This window comes from Lancefieldella rimae ATCC 49626 (assembly GCF_000174015.1).
Classification (GTDB): Bacteria; Actinomycetota; Coriobacteriia; order Coriobacteriales; family Atopobiaceae; genus Lancefieldella; species Lancefieldella rimae.
The window spans coordinates 77,109-93,413 of sequence record NZ_ACFE01000002.1; the positions used below are offsets into that span (position 1 = coordinate 77,109).

Genomic DNA, 16,305 nt, shown 5'->3' on the forward strand with positions numbered 1-16,305 from the left:
AAACAAACGTTGATTGTCAAGCTAATTTTACTAAAATGGTAAGAAAAACAAACATATACGAGAAAGACAACAGAAATGTCACTCGCTTCAAACATCAAGTATTACCGCCAGCGTGAAAACTTAACGCAAGAAGAACTCGCCGAGAAGGTTGACGTTGCACGCTCAACAGTTACTCAATGGGAGACCGGTTGGTCTCAACCAAGAATGGGGGCTATTCAGAGAATAGCTTCGGTGCTCAATGTTTCAGTTAGTGACCTTGTTGCCGACAGCATTTCCATGAATAGTACTTCTCGCCCTGCTGCTTCTATCACACCTACACCTTCAAGGGTTGCCTATGCGCCGCTGCTTGGTCGTGTGCATGCCGGAGACGCTCAAGAGCCCGTTATGCTTGAAGAGAAGATATCAGCTCCTTATGAAGTGATTCAGCACCGGCCTCACGCTTACTTCCTAGAGGTTGAGGGAATGTGTATGGGCAATGTATATCCTGAGGGCTGCTATGTTCTCGTAGACCCGGATGTAGTGCCGCAGAACGGCTCTATCGCCGTCGTGTCTATTGATGGAGCGGATTACGTTATGAGACGGATGTTTCGAGGTGCAAATACGCTCGTACTGTCGCCTGATACGTATGTGGAGGGTTTTGAGGATATTGTTGTGAGTAATCCGGATGATCATGAAGTGAAGTTCGCTGGAGCGGTTGTATGGTTCCAAGCGGCTAAGGAAATGGAGTAGATGGGGAGCATAGATGGATAGAATGTTGAGCCGAGGTTCTAACTACTATAAGAGACTCCTTGCGATACCTGCAGAGAAAATCCTTTGCATAGATACAGAGACAACCGGACTTGACCCTAGAAAAGATGAGATCATACAGCTATCTATGATAGATGGTCATGGGAAGAGCATCTTTGAGTCGCTTATATGTCCGCCTACACGAAAAAGATGGCCTAATGCTCAAGAAATCAATGGCATTACACCTAAAATGGTTAAAGGAAAGCCGGAACTTGAAGAAGTTGCTGATCAGGTGCAGGAAGCTATAAATGCAGCCGATCTTATCGTTGGATACAACCTGCCTTTCGATATTTCTATGATGGAGGCAGAGGGCTTTGATTTCTCCGATAAAGAACAATACGATTTGATGGAAGACTATGCGCAGGTTTTTGGAAGATGGAGCAGCGCTAAAGATGATTATCTTTGGACGAAGCTTACTACAGCAGCAAAGCACTATGGGATTAAGTTTGCCGCACATGATGCAGGGGAAGATGCGAGAGCAACTATAAAGCTCTTCTATGCAATGCTTTCCGATCCTGAGTTCATGGCGGCGGCTGTAGCTAAAGATAGAGCTTATGTGAAAATACAAAAAGAAACAGAGAGAGCCACTCAAGAACAAAAGGTACAAAAGACAACTTGTCTTATCGTAGTGATAATTTTGATGGTTTTCTTCGGAATAATTATTCTGAGTATTATATCTTGGCTCTCTTCCTGTGTTCGCTTGCTCGGGTAAAGTTAGGGATACATTGTGTCTATTGACAAGCTCCCATCGGGTAAGTGGCGCGTTCGCGTTGAAATGGGACACGATAGCTCCGGCAAGAGGCTACGTGCGCAAAGAGTAGTGCCAACAAAAAAAGAAGCAAAAGCTGTAGAGCATATGCTCTCTGAACTTCACAGAACTGATGCGCTCATTAGAGAGCGTATCAGGTTTGATGATTTTGTATGGCAGTATTATCTACCATACACGTCAGAAAGAGTGCGCTATACAACCCTAGCGGCCTATAAAAGAGACATTGGGCATCTTCTGCCCGCCTTTGGCCATATGATGGTCGACGAAATCGATAAAGTACACATACAGTCGCTTATAAACACTTCCAGCACGTATAAGGTTGCGAAGAACTCAAGGGATTGTTTGCGGCAGATACTCAACTATGCCGTTGAACTTGGATTCATAAAAATCAATCCGGCAAGAGCAAAGTTTGATTTTCCTGCTCCTGAAATATATCCAGAAGAGCACAACGGAACTTGGCTAACGACATTCGAGCAACACGATCTATTTTTGGCCAAGATAGACCATCCAAGATTTAAGCTTGTCGCCGAACTCGGCCTGGGGCTTGGTCTGAGGCGTGGTGAAATCTTTGGACTGGATTGGGAGGATATAGACCTCGAGAAACGCATCGTCCACATTCAAAGGACGTATGCCCGCCAGGAGCACAAACACGAGTTAATGTCTCCTAAAACTAAAAAGAGCAACAGATATATTCCACTTAGAAAAGAACTGGCTTACTACCTATCCAAAGAATACGAGTTGAGGGGACATCCAACCGGTGCTGTAGTGGTTAGTCCTAATAAGAGACGATCAAATCCAGTTTCAACCTCACAGGGTTGGTTGAAATACTTACGAGAAAACAACCTTGAAGAGGTAAGTATCTTAAATATGCGTCATAGTTTCGCCACAGCTTGCATGAATGCCGGAATGGATGTTACAAAGGTTTCTAAGTTGCTCGGCCATACGAACATCACAACCACAGTGAGTAGGTATGTACGATACAAGCCCGAGGATATGGTGAAAGATTTTGACGCTCTTTTTGAATAAAAGAGAAAGATTTTGGGTCACGTATGGGTCAGAGCATAAATATTTCATTTGGAAAACGGCAGTTAGAATAGTCTATAAATGAATCTGAAAGGTTTTGTTCTCGGTTTTCGAATCCCCAGCTCTCCGCCATTTTAATTTCATGTGTCTCTGTCTGAACCTACCGTAAACTCAGACAGAGATATTTTTATCTAACCATACCGTTCTTCTTTTCTTTATCATCCTCTCAATACCTCTCTTTCCCAAAACCACATTTCAGAGAAGCTGAAATGGTTCCCTCTATCTCCCCTACAGGTATTGACTCTAACTTTTTTCGTGAAAACACTTGCATTTTACAAACAGGTCTGTCATATTGTTAGCGCACGCGGCGTTACCTCAGCTGGATAGAGGACCTGACTACGAATCAGGGCGTCATAGGTTCGAATCCTATACGCCGCACCATTGAATTTTAAGGCTCCTAAACGGGAGCCTTTTTTATACAAAATATCAGTTACTTTTACAGATGCCCCTCTTACAATTCTCTCAGACAACAATCACTTTCAGAACCTAGACTCTTATAGGTATAGTGAATGCTTTGTGCGTCACAGATATCAAGAATATCTGCAATGCATTCCGTCTTCTCTGCAACCAACTGCCAAAATAAATCTTCAGAGGACTGACGTCCATACCGAGACTCTAAAGCATCTTTGAGCTGCAGAGCGCTTGTATCGTCTAGCAGCAAGTAAGAAACATGCTCGTCTTCACCAAAACCAACCTGAGAGGGATGGCCGGATACATACGCTCTCAAGGTAAGAGATCCGTCTTGAGACCGCTTGATGGTTAATTCTTCTTTGTCTGGGATATCGTGCTTCATGTACGTCTTCCTCTCTCTTGGTTCTCTATATCCCATTTTAGCATATTTAGAACATAAGTTCTATGAAATCTCAAAATTCTGTCCTCTTCCGGACTGCGTTACATACGCTACAGTTACACATGCCCAGCCGAAATAATTTTCTATTTTGTTTACCGAGAACAAAGGTATCGTCGAGACTTCGGTCATTTTTATGGAGCTTCAAAAGTCCTCATGAAAGTCTTTTTTAGTCTTCAGGTCGGATGACTTCAACACCGCCCATGTATGGAACAAGCGCTTCGGGAACGGTTACGGAACCGTCCTCATTTTGATAATTCTCAAGAATGGCAGCCATGGTACGCCCAACCGCAAGGCCGGAACCATTCAATGTGTGCACGAGCTGTGTCCCTTTGACCGCAGGATCCTTAAAGCGGATGCCTGCACGTCTTGCTTGAAAATCCTTGCAATTTGAACAAGAAGAAATCTCTTTATAGTTGTTGTAGCTGGGAAGCCACACTTCAATGTCATAACATTTTGCCGCAGAAAATCCCAAATCTCCCGTACAAAGTGTTACCACATGATACGGAAGTTTAAGCAACTGGAGGATCTTCTCGGCCTCTGTAACCATGGACTCAAGCTGATTCATGGAATCTTCCGGCTTGGAAAACTTTACCATCTCAACCTTATCGAACTCGTGGACTCGGATAATTCCACGCGTATCTCGTCCCGCCGATCCTGCCTCCTCACGGAAACACGGTGTAAATGCCGTGTAGAGAAGTGGCAACTGGTCTGCGTCAAGAATCTCTCCACGATGGATATTGGTAAGTTGAACCTCCGCAGTTGGAATGAGATAAAGGTCGGGTTGTACGTGATAGAGATCATCCTCAAACTTGGGAAGCTGGCCTGTTCCAAAGAGCGAATCATGATTGGTGATGACCGGCGGCCAAAATTCCTTAAAACCGGCTTTATTGTGCTGGTCAATCATAAAGTTGATAAGCGCGCGCTCCATACGGGCACCAAGTCCACCAAGAAGATAGAACCGTGTTCCGGCAAGCTTTACGCCCCTATCAAAGTCAATAATCCCCAAGTCAACGCCGAGATCCCAATGTGCTTTAGGTTCAAAATCAAATTCAGTCGGGGTACCCCAGCGGCGAACTTCAGGATTGTCGGAATCATCAACGCCATACGGCACCGACTCATCCGGAATGTTTGGAATCGCAGCCACAAGCGCCGTCAGCTCTTCTTCAACGCTACCGCGACGCTGATCAAGCTCGGCTATGCGCTCCTTGTTGGCGCTAACCTGCTGCTTTGCTGCCTCAGCTTCATCCTTTTTACCCTCACGCATAAAAAGGCCGATTTGTTTTGAGATGGCATTGCGCTCTGCCTGCAAACTTTCAACCTCAGCAATAACCGAACGACGCTCGGCATCAAGCTCAAAGAACTTCTCACGATCCCAATGGGCATTTTGACGAGATGCACAGGCAGCATCAATTACATCGGGGTTCTCACGAACAAACTTGATGTCAAGCATTCAATATCTCCTTGAACGACAATAATGTGTGTCTGATGTAACACAGATTCTATTTTTGCACAGTTATATTTCCGGTTGCAATTTTTCAAGTATATACTTGTAATGCTCGATATAAAGCAACACTTCTCTTTTGGAGTTTTTGTATGAATGCAATTGGTGATCTTTTTACATGGCTCTTTACCGATCAAACCGGCGTTTTGTGCCTTGTCGGCGGGGGAATCCTCTTCTTTCTCCTTATCTCGCTTGTTCTTGAGCGCAGAACAAAAAGGCGCTATTACAACCACGAGAAGAGCGATGATGACTGGAGCCTCTTTGACGATGACGAGCCATCGGACTCCGATAAAGCATAAAGAAAAAGCCCCGAGTCGGGGCTTCATATAAAAAATGGTGCGGGCGAAGGGACTTGAACCCCCACGGGCTGTTGCCCATATGCACCTGAAGCATACGCGTCTGCCAATTCCGCCACGCCCGCATGCTCGGCAATAATACTACATTTTCTGCTTTTCTTGCATGGGATTCTTCCATAAACTTGTAAACGAACATTTAGGAGTAAAATAACGCTTGTCACAGGCGACACATACACTTTAAACACACAAGGAGCCGCCGTGAGAGACACCGGATCTACTCATATTACGCAATATACCAAGCGCAGGAGGGCTATCGTTCCTGCAGATCAGATATCTGATGCCTCTGAGACGGATCAACCTGAGATGCTTCTTGGCCGCTACCGCGTGCTCGCGCGTTGTGGACATGGCGGGTTTGGTACCGTATGCACATGCTGGGACACGCGTCTCCAACGCCGAGTTGCAATAAAACGTATGCCCTTGACCGATATCGCCGACCATCAGGGTATTCTTACTTCAACGATTGATGAAGCGCTCGCAGAAGCGCGGACGGCTTGTCTTCTGGCGCACCCCAATATCGTGAGCGTTCACGATTTTGAATCGGATGAAGCATATGCATATCTCGTTATGGAGTTTGTTGACGGTCTCAATCTTTCGGAACTGCTCGCCCGTGTAGAAGGCGGCGCGCTTACCCATGACGAGCTTGCCCATGTTGTCGCTTCTCTTGGACGCGCCCTCGCGTATGCGCATGAAAACGGTGTTCTGCACCTGGATATCAAGCCCACCAACGTCATGATTGACAGACAAGGTACGGTAAAGCTTGCAGACTTTGGCATGGCCACTCTTGCCTCCGCTACAGGCTACGGCGACGCACGAGGGGGCACCGTGGGCTACATGCCTCCCGAACAAATAGAGGGGTTTCTCGTCGATGAGCGCGCCGACGTCTTCTCACTTGCGGCCGTAGTGCGACAAGCACTAACCGGTCATAATATATATGCCGGTAAAAGTGCAAAAGAATCTCTCGCCAAGATACTCAAACAACCGCATACGCTTGAGACAGAAGATCCAACCCTATCCCGCGCGGCAATTGACGAGCTGAACCAGGCACTCTCTTTTGACAGCGCTCGCAGACCAGCTGATGTAGCCGAGTTCAGTAACAACCTTTCATACGAACTGGGCGACAAGACCGCCGGCGAGAAGAGCTTGCGGGAATTAATAGGACAAACCAGAGAGGAAGAAGACGGACCGTTAGACGATACCCGTCTGCCGCTTGACGTTCGGTATCCCCGGCTTTTCTCGGCTCTTTCACGTATCGCATCAGCCGCTACAACCGCGCTGCTTGTATTTCCCCTGCTCAAATCCCTGGTGCCTGAATCCATGTCTTTCCAACTCACGGGTGTTGTACTGTCTGCAGCAGCCGCGGCGCTCTGGACCCCTTTAGGTTCGGCTTTGGTGCTTTCGGCTTTTATATATGCACTCGCATCCATAAGTCCTACAAGTACATCGTTTCCCCTTGCGGCAGTCTCCACGCTTCTCTCCGGTACATGGTGGATACTCGCGGGAAGGACAAATCGTTTTGCCACAAGCGCCGGACTTTTTCCGGCCCTCTTCCCTATGTGTGTTGCAGCTCCGGGACTTGCAGGAGCGACTCTAAAACCCCTGCCTGCATGTCTTACGGGAGCTTTTGGGTATCTTTTTGGCATCGCCTTCTCAAAAGCCATGCCTCTGCAATTTGCGGCAACTCCCCTCTTTTTTGATTTATTGTCCGCCATGAGCCGGGCTTCATTTTGGATTATGTGTTTAGGCTGTGCTTTGTCATCATACGCGGCAGCGCTCGTAAGTAAGAAAAGAAGTCGTATTCGCATGGTTTTCGGACAGATCGTTGGGCTTGTTCTCTTTTTAGGTACGATTTTTTTAGCTTCTTACGTGGAAAATAAAAGTTTTTTGCCTAGTGTCAACTGGGTTCCCATCATTTTTGCGGTAACCTTGTGTGTACTTGTATGCATAGTAATTGTCCTGACAGGCCCACATTCGTACGGCCGTGAAGGCGAGGATATGAATGAGCTTTATTAGTGATTTTGAAGATCGTATCGGTTCTGTCTTTGGTTCTGCACCACAGGGATACGCAGAGCCGTTCTCTTTTAAGAAGCTCGCAAAGCGTGCGGCTAAAGAGATGGAACATGAAACGTACGAGATTGACGGCATAGACACCGCTCCGGCTCTCTATACCATCTTGGTCTCTCCTACCGACGACTCGCTCATGCGTCCCTTGTACGCTGATTTGACCGCCGAAGTTGCGGCCTTTGTGGCTGCACAAGCGGAGCGTAGAAACTACATCTTCGTAGGAACGCCGCTGGTGCGCTTTATGGTAGATCCATCTCTTAAATCAGGGAAATTTGCGGTCTTTGCCGAGAACATCGACAGCACCACGCTCGATCGTCTCCGCGACGAAGAACGCGCCTTTCTCGGCGGCAATTCAAGCGTCGGCGGTGCAGCGGCTGTTCTCCCCAATAAAAATCGAGCTCCCCATGGTCCTGCTCGCCAAGCCGGGGTGTCTCTGCAGCACGTCTCGGCGGCGGCCGTTCCCTCTATACCGGATGCGCCCTTGTATCCGGAGTCCCCTTCCGATCCACCCGCCGGATTTACCGGTACGGATGCCGGTCTTGCGGTAATGCCGATGGACTTTGTGGAGGCAGAAGGTTCCATCCCCGTAGTTTCAGCCGCCGAATCAACCCCCATGCCCGTTCTTACCAATATTGACGGCGCTGCGGATAACATTCCCCCCGTTGCGGCCATTCCTACGGCATCTCCTGTTCCAAGTACCCAACGTCGTCAGATGCCATCCGATCCACGTCGTTCAATCGGCCACAATACCGGTCGGGCGCTTGATCCACAAAACCAAACTCCTTTCTGCATCCTGATAGACCGCCAAAGTGGACGTTCATATCGGGTTGAAGCACCGACTGCTATTATCGGTCGCGAGCGCTCCCAGGCAGATGTGGTATTGCGTGATCCCAATGTTTCACGCCGCCACGCCGAACTGCGGTATGATGGTCGTCATTGGCATATCGCAGACTTGCGTTCAACAAACGGAACGCTTGTAAACGATATCGATGTCGATGAGATTATTCTGCACGATGGAGACCTTATCACCGTTGGTCTCGTGAACCTCGAGTTCCGGGAGAACTAATGATTGACCTTGTGTTATTCGCAGGACGCGTCCTTCTTGTTATCCTCCTTTACGTGTTTCTCTTTGCGGTTATGCGCACGGGAATTGGATTGGTACGCGGACAGCGTAAAGATGGTGCCATCTGGTATGTTGATGTCGAGAAGGGCATTCGCTCGTTGCGCGGACTTCATGCGGACATCTTGGGACCTGTGGTGATAGGCCGGTCCCCCTCATCCGATATCGTTGTCGATGAGCCGTATGTTTCCGCTTCACATGCACGTTTTACGTTGCAGGGTCCCGCTCTTGTTCTTGAAGATCTTGGATCCACCAACGGCACAATGGTAAACGGCCACATTATCGAACAACCGGTTACTCTTCGCGAAAATGATGAGGTGCAGGTCGGCGATGTAATCATGCGTGTGGGACGTCGATAAGAGCAGCGATGGGAACACCTGAGAACACAGTCGACAAAACGCCTGCCGCAGAGCCTGTACACGCTCCGGGAAGATGCGAGCTCTCCCTTGAAGGAAGAACGGATACAGAGTTTATCAGTGGATCCAACTCTTTCATATCATGGGGAGCCCGCTCTGACGTGGGCCTCGTACGCGAGCACAACGAAGACTCGTTTCTTCTGCGCACACCTCTCTTTGCGGTCTGCGACGGCATGGGCGGTCATGCCGCCGGAGAAGTGGCAAGTTCCATCGCCGTAAAAGTTATCGGCGAGGAGGCTCCCAACACGGCCGACGACGTCCTTCTTGGTGCGGCAATTGAAGCCGCCAATCAAGCCGTCATTGAAGCCCCCCAAAAAGGCATCGGAAAGGCCGGCATGGGCTCTACCGCTTCGGCCATTTTTATTGAAGGCAACCAGATGGCCGTTGCGCACGTAGGCGATTCTCGCATTTACCTACTCCATCACGGCACATTGGTACGAGTTACCCATGATCATAGCTACGTAGAAGAACTGGTGGATTCGGGTCAGATTACCGCCGATGAAGCCCGCAATCACCCTTCGCGCTCCGTCGTAACACGTGCGCTGGGCTCCGATCCGGAAATGTATGCCGATCATTTTACCTTGGAAGTTTCTGACGGGGACCGCATCATTCTTTGTTCCGACGGTCTTTCCAGCATGATACTTGACGACGAGATAGAGTCCATTGCCGTCTCCAACATCACTCCGCAAAACGCTGCGGACAGCCTTGTTTCGGCGGCCCTTACCGCCGGAGGAGCGGATAACATCACGGTTATTGTGGTCGATATTCTCGATGACGGCCTTGTCGAGAAGAACCGCCGCCGCTTTACTCGCGGTATTCTCGCAACCTCCATATCCATCATTGCTCTTCTTGTCGTCTCCTTGGTTATCGCCGTGCTCTTTATCAGAAGTGAATACTACATAGGCATAAACGGTTCTACCGTTGCCATCTACCAGGGAGTTCCTTCAAAAATAGCCGGAGTTCCATTATCAAATTTGATAGATACCACTACCATCGAAGTAAAGAATCTTCCACAATCCGTACAAGATAAGCTGGCGTTGGGAATTCGCGTTAAAGATGAAACGGAGGCGCGCGAAACCGTCGAAGACTATCGTGAACAGATCAACGATGCCGACATAAAGGCGGCCAAACGTGCTGACGACGCAAAATCAGAAGGCGAGCCCACCGGTGAGACTGAAACAACCGCACCGAATGCCTCTTCACAAAACTCGGGAGGTGAGTAGAAGTGGAGACGTCTCGAAACTCTCGCAGAAACATCGAGCTGGTACTGCTTATTCTTGCCGCTGTCCCCATGTTTCTTCTCTACGCCATGTATATGGTCACTTCAAAATCAGAGGTTAATCTTTCCTCCATGGCAACGCCCATTGCCCTTTTTGTTGCGTTTACCGTTGCGCACATTGCAAACAGAATCTTAGCGCCTGCTGCCGATCCTGCAATTTTGCCTATCGTATTTGCGCTTTCCGGCATAGGGATCACGTTTGTAACACGACTTGCACCTACCGCTGCGCCAAATCAAATCCTTTGGCTTTTTGTGTCGGTTGTTGCCATGATTGTAACTTTGGCCGTTATACGCGATCTCGATACCCTCGCACGCTACAAATACACCATAGGCTTTATAGGAGTTATTTTGCTCCTCTTGCCCATGGCAATAGGACAGGAGCGCTGGGGGTCTAAACTTTGGCTTTCCTTCGGCTCATTCACCTTCCAACCGGGAGAAATCGCAAAAATAGCACTCGTTCTCTTTCTTGCCTTTTACCTTGGAATAAACCGAGAAGCCCTGTCCGTCTCCATGCGCAAAATTGGACCGTTTCGTCTCCCGCGCCTGAAGATGTTGCTTCCTCTTTTTATCATGTGGGGCATAAGTCTTCTTATAGTTATTTTTGAAAGAGACCTCGGAAGCGCTCTTCTTTTCTTTATCTTCTTCGTCATAATGCTCTATGTTGCCACGGGCCGTGTGAGCTATGTCCTTGTCAGCCTTCTCCTTTTGGCTCTAGGCGGCATTGTCTTGTACCACTTCTTCGGCCATGTCCAGCAGCGCGTGGATATCTGGCTCAATCCTTTTAAAGACCCATCGGGCGACGGTTTTCAGATTGTGCAGTCGCTTTACTCCATCGCCGATGGCGGCCTTTCCGGCGTCGGTATCGGCAAGGGACTCCCCACCTATATTCCCGTTGTTGAATCGGACTTCATTTTCTCCGCTATCAGCGAAGAAATGGGCCTGTTTGGCGCAAGTGCAATCATCATGCTCTTTATCCTTCTGGGCATCCGTGGTCTTGCTACTGCCGCTCGTGCAAAATCGGACGCTTCGGCATTTGCGGCAGCGGGACTTATAAGCGTCCTCGTTTTCCAGGCATTCTTGATTATCGGGGGCGTCACCAAACTTCTGCCTTTAACGGGCGTTACTCTGCCTTTCATGAGTCAGGGCGGCTCATCCCTTCTCTCCAGCTTCATTATTGTTGCTCTCCTTCTTCGTGCGGGAGACGAAGGAACTGGACATGAAACTGAGCTTAAATCGAGCAGTCCCGCAAACGAGCAGCACCTTGCCATTTCTGCCGGCGGAGCCCATGCAAGTAACATACTTCACGGATTGCACGCGCGCGGCGGCTTTGATATCCAAACGGAAGAATCGGGCGTATTGGGACGCATTGCTCTCGGTAAGCGCTTGACCTCATTGATTACGGTTTTTGCCGTCCTTTTTGCCGTCCTTCTCGGCAATCTTACCTATCTGATGACCATCGATGCACCGCATATTCAATCTCTCTCCACCAACAACCACACCATTACCAAAAGCGCACATGTTCAGCGCGGATCCATTATCACATCTGACGGAGTGACTCTCGCAGAGAGTGTAAAGCAAGACGACGGGACCTATGTACGCACTTATCCGCAAGACGGCATGGCCGCTCATACCGTAGGCTATATCTCCACGCAATACGGAACTTCCGGAATTGAACAGACCATGAACGAAACCCTCACGGGCCACTCCTCTCACTCTGACTGGAAAGGCGCACTCTATTCCATGGCAGGAGTCACCACACCGGGATCTTCGGTGGTACTTACAATCAATTCGCAAATGCAGGCTGCCGTAGAGCAGATTCTCGAAGGTCATACCGGATCTGTCGTTGTGATGGATCCTTCTACAGGCGCAATCCTTGCAAAGGCTTCTTCTCCTTCATATAAACAGTCGGAGCTTGCAAGCGCCATCTCATCGGATAGTGGCAGCGAGCTTGTTGATCGGAGTACCCAATCTCTCTATTCTCCCGGATCTTCCTTTAAAACCATTACGCTCTCAGCGGCACTTGATACCAATACCACCACTCTTGATACCAAATATGATGCACCTGGCGTTATGGACCTTGGGGGCGGAACCATCCATAACTATGCCAATGAAGATATGGGCAACATCACCCTCAGTGAGGCCTTTGCTCGCTCTTCAAATACCGCCCTCGCACAAGTTGGAACTCAACTGGGAGCTCAAAATCTTGTCAGTTATGCCAATGGCTTTGGCTACGGAAAAGAGCTTGGGCAAGATTTCTATACCACGCCTTCTCTCATGCCTAATCCGTCGGAAATGACCGAATGGGAACTTGGTTGGTCCTCTTGCGGTCTTCCTGTTGGACAGCATGAAAGCCCCGCAGGTCCTCAGACGACCGTTATGCAAAATGCCGTTGTCGCTTCGGCAATTGCAAACGGCGGTGTCGTTATGAATCCGTATGTGGTTGACCACATTCTCTCTCCTGAGGGCACCGTGGTATCAACTACTTCCCCGCACTCTTTGGGGCAGGTTGTTTCCGCTGAAACTGCCGGAAAGGTTCGCGAGGCCATGCTTGGTGTCGTTGAGCATGGAACCGGCATGGGCGCCCGTGTACAGGGTACCCGCGTCGCAGGAAAAACCGGTACGGCCGATGTTGAAAACGGTAATTTCAACTCCTTTTTTATCGGTTTTGCTCCGTATGAAAAACCTTCGCTCGTGGTTTCGGTTGTCATTGAGGGTAATGGAGAGAATGTTCTTGGCGAGGGTGCAAAGGTTGGTGGACAGGTTATTGCAAAATGCCTGCAGATTCAATCACTTGGAGCGGCCTCATGATGTTTTGTAAGGTTTTACAAGATGCGCTTCTCAGCCTCAAACGGCGTTTAGTTAGCTAAGATTGCAAGCAAGAAGCTCTGTGTACTGATAGGAGAGTATATGCCAGGTAGAATGCTCGGTGGGCGTTACCAGGTTCAAGACAAGATTGGTACGGGTGGTATGGCCACCGTATACCGAGGACAAGATGAAGTTTTGGGACGCACGGTAGCCATCAAAACAATGCTGCCACAGTATGCCAATGATCCTTCGTTTGCCGCCCGCTTTAAGCAGGAGGCTCAAGCAGCTGCAGCACTCTCGAGCCCTTATATCGTATCCGTGTATGACTGGGGCAAAGACGGTGAGTCATACTACATCGTCATGGAGTATCTCCGGGGAACTGACCTCAAAAGCGGTATCCGCAAACACGGAGCGCTTGATTCCCGTAAAGTCGCTCAAATTGGCTCCCAGATTGCCCAAGCACTCTCGGTAGCTCATAAACACGACATCATCCATCGCGATATCAAGCCCCAAAATATTATGGTGCAGCCCGACGGCAATATCAAAGTCATGGATTTTGGTATCGCGCGCGCCAAGAACAGTCACTTAACCACCGATAATGCTGTTCTTGGAACGGCTCATTACGTCTCTCCAGAGCAAACACAGGGAAAAGAGCTTGGACCTACAACCGATATTTATTCCTTGGGTATCGTTATGTACGAAGCAGCAACGGGACGTGTTCCCTTTGAGGGAGACGATGCCATCAGCGTTGCTCTAAAACAGGTTAATGAGGCTCCTCAGGCACCCACGTTGCTTAATCCTTCGGTAGATCCAATTCTTGAATCCATCATTTTAAAGTGTATGGAAAAAGATCCGAGTAACCGCTATCAGACAGCAGATGACCTCTATTATGCATTACGCGACTATCTTATGGGTCGTGGAAGCAGGGTGAGCAGTACGGCTCTTATGGGAGCCATCCCCACCAATAAGATGGATCGTCGAGGCTTTGGCGGCACCCAGGCAATCCCGGTTGCGGTCGCCAGCCGCACCGGCAATACAGATAAAATGCGTCCCATTAAAGCAACCGAACAAGCTCAGATGGAAGAAGAAGAGCGTGCCCGTAAGCGCCGTCGTAATACCGTCTTGGGCGTTCTTCTCGCCCTTCTCATTTTTGCCGGAGCCGTCTTTGGTATCACAAACATTCTTTCTCATCAGTCACAGCAATATGCCGTTCCCAACCTCGTAGGCATGAAAAAAAACGACGTCATCAACGCACTTAACGATAAGGACAGCCACTTCAAGCTCGGAGAAATTAAAGAAGACTACAACGATGATGCGCCCGAAGGCCAGGTTATTGAACAAACGCCCAGTGCAAATAAGATGGCCGAGGATGGCACCAAGATTGATATTGTCGTCTCAAAGGGTGCCAAACCTGCCGCAACAGTTAAAGTCCCGGATTTGACTAAGATGACTTCGGATGAAGCCCAGCGAGCTTTGGGACAAGTGGGACTTAAGGGTAAGCAAGGTGACGACGTTGACGATGATTCCGTACCGGTCGGCTATATCGCAAAGCAGGATGAAGCACCAAACTCCGATGCCAAAGCCGGCGATACCATCACCTATCACCTTTCCAAAGGACCGGAAGAGATTACGGTTCCGGATGTTATTGGTCTTACGGAAGCACAAGCAACCAAAAAGCTTGAAAGCGCCGGATTTAAGGTACGCACGCAAGATAAGAGCAAAGGCAACCAAAATGCTACCGTCTCTGCAGTAAGCCCGTCAGTTGGATCTAAGGGTGAGAAGGGTGACACCGTAACAATTACTATCGGCGAAGATCCCAAGAAGCAGCCAGTGCCAAACGTCATCGGTAAAGAGTACCATGAGGCACAGCAGCTCCTCCAAGAGGCTGGTTTCTCACCAAACACCATATGGGTTTACGACAACGACATCGAAAGCGGCAAAGTCGTCAGTCAGTCTCCACAATCCGTAGAGCCTGGCGGCACCGTCACCATTAGCGTGTCTTCCGGACCAAATCCAACCACGTCAACAAGCACTACTACTACAACGTCACCAACAACGTAGAGCTTGTCAGGCACAAGGCGCACCTAAAGAAGCATCATATAAGAGCTTCTCCTGAAAAATGCCCACTTTCAAAATCATCTGAAAGTGGGCATGTATTTTACGCGTTGATATGCTTAATCGAACCAGATTTTAACAATGTCTCCATCACTTGAAACGATATTGATCAGCGTTCCGGACTCTCCCTCTTTGGCCGCCGCTACAAGCTCATCAATATCAATCTCTTCAAGCTGCGCGCGCGTCTCCTTGTCAATGGAGCGGCCTCCGATTTGAAGCCCTGATTTCATGGCAAACTTTGCAAGTGCCAGAGGAACACACATATCTACTACGTCCCCATCTTCTGACTCGACGTAAATGTGCAGGCCATGCTTTTTTGAATTGCCCAAACGCACAGTTGCCTGCTCTTTCCCGGAAACACCGTTCTTTGGTTTTCTCAGCTCGGTGCTAAAGAACTTCCCTAATCCAAAACGACCTACTTCTTCTTCCTCGACATCTGCTTCATCATCTGTCGCCGTATCCTCTTCTGCAAAATTACCTATTGCGAGATTTTGCTCTTTGCCGGCTTCCCTCTTGTCCGAGCTCTCATCTGCCTCTTTTGTTATAGACATAGAGACATCAAGCCCTTTTCGCTCTTGCGTAGAGGCGCCACGTAAGAGTTCATCGATGCTCACGCCCAAAAATTGTGCCAATTGCGGCAACAGCGAAATGTCCGGATAATTAATATCATTTTCCCATTTACTGACTGCCTGTGGACTCACGCTCAACTCACGAGCCAACCGTTCCTGCGTTGCTGCTTTGGCAAGACGGAGCCGTGCAATACGCCGACCAAGCGTCTCCTGAGAATTTGTCATGTGCACTCCTCACCCTTGTGTTTTTATCGGATGCTTTTTATGCGGAACCGCTTCCATAACTATCACTCGTATCACATCTTCCAACAAGAACGCAGCGGTTGATACCACCTACCAATTGTTGATTTCATCTCAACCATACGTTGATTTCGCAGGTTAACATGGAAATCTTTGATGCAGGAATCCACATTTCAATGCTTGCTACGTCCCGTATGATCCTCCGCAAATCCGTTCTAACGAGTCGTTCTATAAAAACAGGCCGAGAGTAAAATCCCGACCTGTGCTGATTTCTGGTGCCCTCGGGCCGATTCGAACGGCCGACACCCGCTTTAGGAGAGCGGTGCTCTATCCCCTGAGCTACGAAGGCTTACGT

Annotated in this window: 13 protein-coding genes and 3 tRNA genes; 11 read left to right on the plus strand and 5 right to left on the minus strand. The window is 48.9% G+C overall.

Annotated elements, in window-relative coordinates:
• Positions 1–75 precede the first annotated feature (75 nt).
• The 4 genes from ATORI0001_RS03120 to ATORI0001_RS03135 all read left to right on the plus strand — a co-directional run bounded on the left by ATORI0001_RS03120 (position 76) and on the right by ATORI0001_RS03135 (position 3,019).
• A complete protein-coding gene (locus ATORI0001_RS03120; RefSeq protein WP_003149330.1) occupies positions 76–729 on the plus strand; it encodes a LexA family protein in 654 nt (217 codons plus the stop codon).
• A 13-nt stretch (positions 730–742) separates the two neighbouring features.
• Positions 743–1,498 (plus strand): 3'-5' exonuclease, encoded by a 756-nt coding sequence (locus ATORI0001_RS07635; RefSeq protein WP_003149101.1) that lies wholly within the window; start codon positions 743–745, stop codon positions 1,496–1,498.
• Positions 1,499–1,513: 15 nt separating this feature from the next.
• Entirely contained in the window at positions 1,514–2,581 is a 1,068-nt protein-coding gene (locus tag ATORI0001_RS03130) for a site-specific integrase (protein ID WP_003149648.1), read from the plus strand.
• Between the two features lie 361 nt (positions 2,582–2,942).
• Positions 2,943–3,019, plus strand: a tRNA-Arg gene (locus ATORI0001_RS03135).
• 70 nt (positions 3,020–3,089) lie between these two features.
• Here the strand turns inward: ATORI0001_RS03135 and ATORI0001_RS03140 are convergent.
• Both ATORI0001_RS03140 and serS read right to left on the minus strand, forming a co-directional pair.
• On the minus strand, positions 3,090–3,431 hold the full coding sequence (locus ATORI0001_RS03140; RefSeq protein WP_003149562.1) for a hypothetical protein: 342 nt from the start codon (positions 3,429–3,431) through the stop codon (positions 3,090–3,092).
• Positions 3,432–3,654: 223 nt separating this feature from the next.
• Positions 3,655–4,938, minus strand: coding sequence for a serine--tRNA ligase (gene serS, locus ATORI0001_RS03145; protein ID WP_003149305.1), 1,284 nt, complete (start codon positions 4,936–4,938; stop codon positions 3,655–3,657).
• 143 nt (positions 4,939–5,081) lie between these two features.
• Here serS and ATORI0001_RS03150 point away from each other — a divergent pair, with 143 nt between their 5' ends.
• Positions 5,082–5,288 (plus strand): DUF6724 family protein, encoded by a 207-nt coding sequence (locus ATORI0001_RS03150; protein ID WP_003149002.1) that lies wholly within the window; start codon positions 5,082–5,084, stop codon positions 5,286–5,288.
• A gap of 35 nt (positions 5,289–5,323) precedes the next feature.
• On the opposite strand, the gene ATORI0001_RS03155 is transcribed toward ATORI0001_RS03150, so the two are convergent.
• Positions 5,324–5,410 (minus strand) — tRNA-Leu (locus tag ATORI0001_RS03155).
• A gap of 133 nt (positions 5,411–5,543) precedes the next feature.
• Here ATORI0001_RS03155 and ATORI0001_RS03160 point away from each other — a divergent pair.
• From ATORI0001_RS03160 to pknB, 6 genes are all read left to right on the plus strand, one after another.
• A complete protein-coding gene (locus tag ATORI0001_RS03160; RefSeq protein WP_003149282.1) occupies positions 5,544–7,355 on the plus strand; it encodes a serine/threonine-protein kinase in 1,812 nt (603 codons plus the stop codon).
• On the plus strand, positions 7,342–8,472 hold the full coding sequence (locus ATORI0001_RS03165; RefSeq protein WP_003149059.1) for an FhaA domain-containing protein: 1,131 nt from the start codon (positions 7,342–7,344) through the stop codon (positions 8,470–8,472). The genes ATORI0001_RS03160 and ATORI0001_RS03165 overlap by 14 nt, the downstream gene beginning before the upstream one ends.
• Positions 8,472–8,885 (plus strand): FHA domain-containing protein, encoded by a 414-nt coding sequence (locus ATORI0001_RS03170; protein ID WP_003149311.1) that lies wholly within the window; start codon positions 8,472–8,474, stop codon positions 8,883–8,885. The genes ATORI0001_RS03165 and ATORI0001_RS03170 overlap by 1 nt, the downstream gene beginning before the upstream one ends.
• Positions 8,886–8,893: 8 nt before the next feature.
• Positions 8,894–10,165, plus strand: coding sequence for a Stp1/IreP family PP2C-type Ser/Thr phosphatase (locus tag ATORI0001_RS03175; protein ID WP_003149504.1), 1,272 nt, complete (start codon positions 8,894–8,896; stop codon positions 10,163–10,165).
• Between the two features lie 68 nt (positions 10,166–10,233).
• Positions 10,234–13,029 (plus strand): FtsW/RodA/SpoVE family cell cycle protein, encoded by a 2,796-nt coding sequence (locus ATORI0001_RS03180; protein ID WP_476737440.1) that lies wholly within the window; start codon positions 10,234–10,236, stop codon positions 13,027–13,029.
• Positions 13,030–13,128: 99 nt separating this feature from the next.
• Positions 13,129–15,087: a Stk1 family PASTA domain-containing Ser/Thr kinase gene (gene pknB, locus ATORI0001_RS03185; RefSeq protein ID WP_003149071.1), complete on the plus strand. Its 1,959-nt coding sequence runs from the start codon at positions 13,129–13,131 to the stop codon at positions 15,085–15,087.
• Positions 15,088–15,200: 113 nt separating this feature from the next.
• Here pknB and ATORI0001_RS03190 read toward each other — a convergent pair whose 3' ends face one another.
• Complete coding sequence (locus ATORI0001_RS03190) at positions 15,201–15,935, minus strand: helix-turn-helix domain-containing protein (protein ID WP_003149341.1); 735 nt, start codon at positions 15,933–15,935, stop codon at positions 15,201–15,203.
• Between the two features lie 288 nt (positions 15,936–16,223).
• Positions 16,224–16,299: transfer RNA gene (locus ATORI0001_RS03195), tRNA-Arg, on the minus strand.
• Between the last annotated feature and the right edge of the window lie 6 nt (positions 16,300–16,305).

What these genes read in the sequence shown, in the direction of transcription:
- ATORI0001_RS03120 (WP_003149330.1), top strand. Translation starts at nt 76, where the DNA reads ATGTCACTCGCTTCAAACATCAAGTATTACCGCCAGCGTGAAAACTTA.
- ATORI0001_RS07635 (WP_003149101.1), top strand. Translation starts at nt 743, where the DNA reads ATGGATAGAATGTTGAGCCGAGGTTCTAACTACTATAAGAGACTCCTT.
- ATORI0001_RS03140 (WP_003149562.1), bottom strand. Translation starts at nt 3,431, where the DNA reads ATGAAGCACGATATCCCAGACAAAGAAGAATTAACCATCAAGCGGTCT.
- serS (WP_003149305.1), bottom strand. Translation starts at nt 4,938, where the DNA reads ATGCTTGACATCAAGTTTGTTCGTGAGAACCCCGATGTAATTGATGCT.
- ATORI0001_RS03150 (WP_003149002.1), top strand. Translation starts at nt 5,082, where the DNA reads ATGAATGCAATTGGTGATCTTTTTACATGGCTCTTTACCGATCAAACC.
- ATORI0001_RS03165 (WP_003149059.1), top strand. Translation starts at nt 7,342, where the DNA reads ATGAGCTTTATTAGTGATTTTGAAGATCGTATCGGTTCTGTCTTTGGT.
- ATORI0001_RS03170 (WP_003149311.1), top strand. Translation starts at nt 8,472, where the DNA reads ATGATTGACCTTGTGTTATTCGCAGGACGCGTCCTTCTTGTTATCCTC.
- ATORI0001_RS03175 (WP_003149504.1), top strand. Translation starts at nt 8,894, where the DNA reads ATGGGAACACCTGAGAACACAGTCGACAAAACGCCTGCCGCAGAGCCT.
- ATORI0001_RS03180 (WP_476737440.1), top strand. Translation starts at nt 10,234, where the DNA reads ATGTTTCTTCTCTACGCCATGTATATGGTCACTTCAAAATCAGAGGTT.
- pknB (WP_003149071.1), top strand. Translation starts at nt 13,129, where the DNA reads ATGCCAGGTAGAATGCTCGGTGGGCGTTACCAGGTTCAAGACAAGATT.
- ATORI0001_RS03190 (WP_003149341.1), bottom strand. Translation starts at nt 15,935, where the DNA reads ATGACAAATTCTCAGGAGACGCTTGGTCGGCGTATTGCACGGCTCCGT.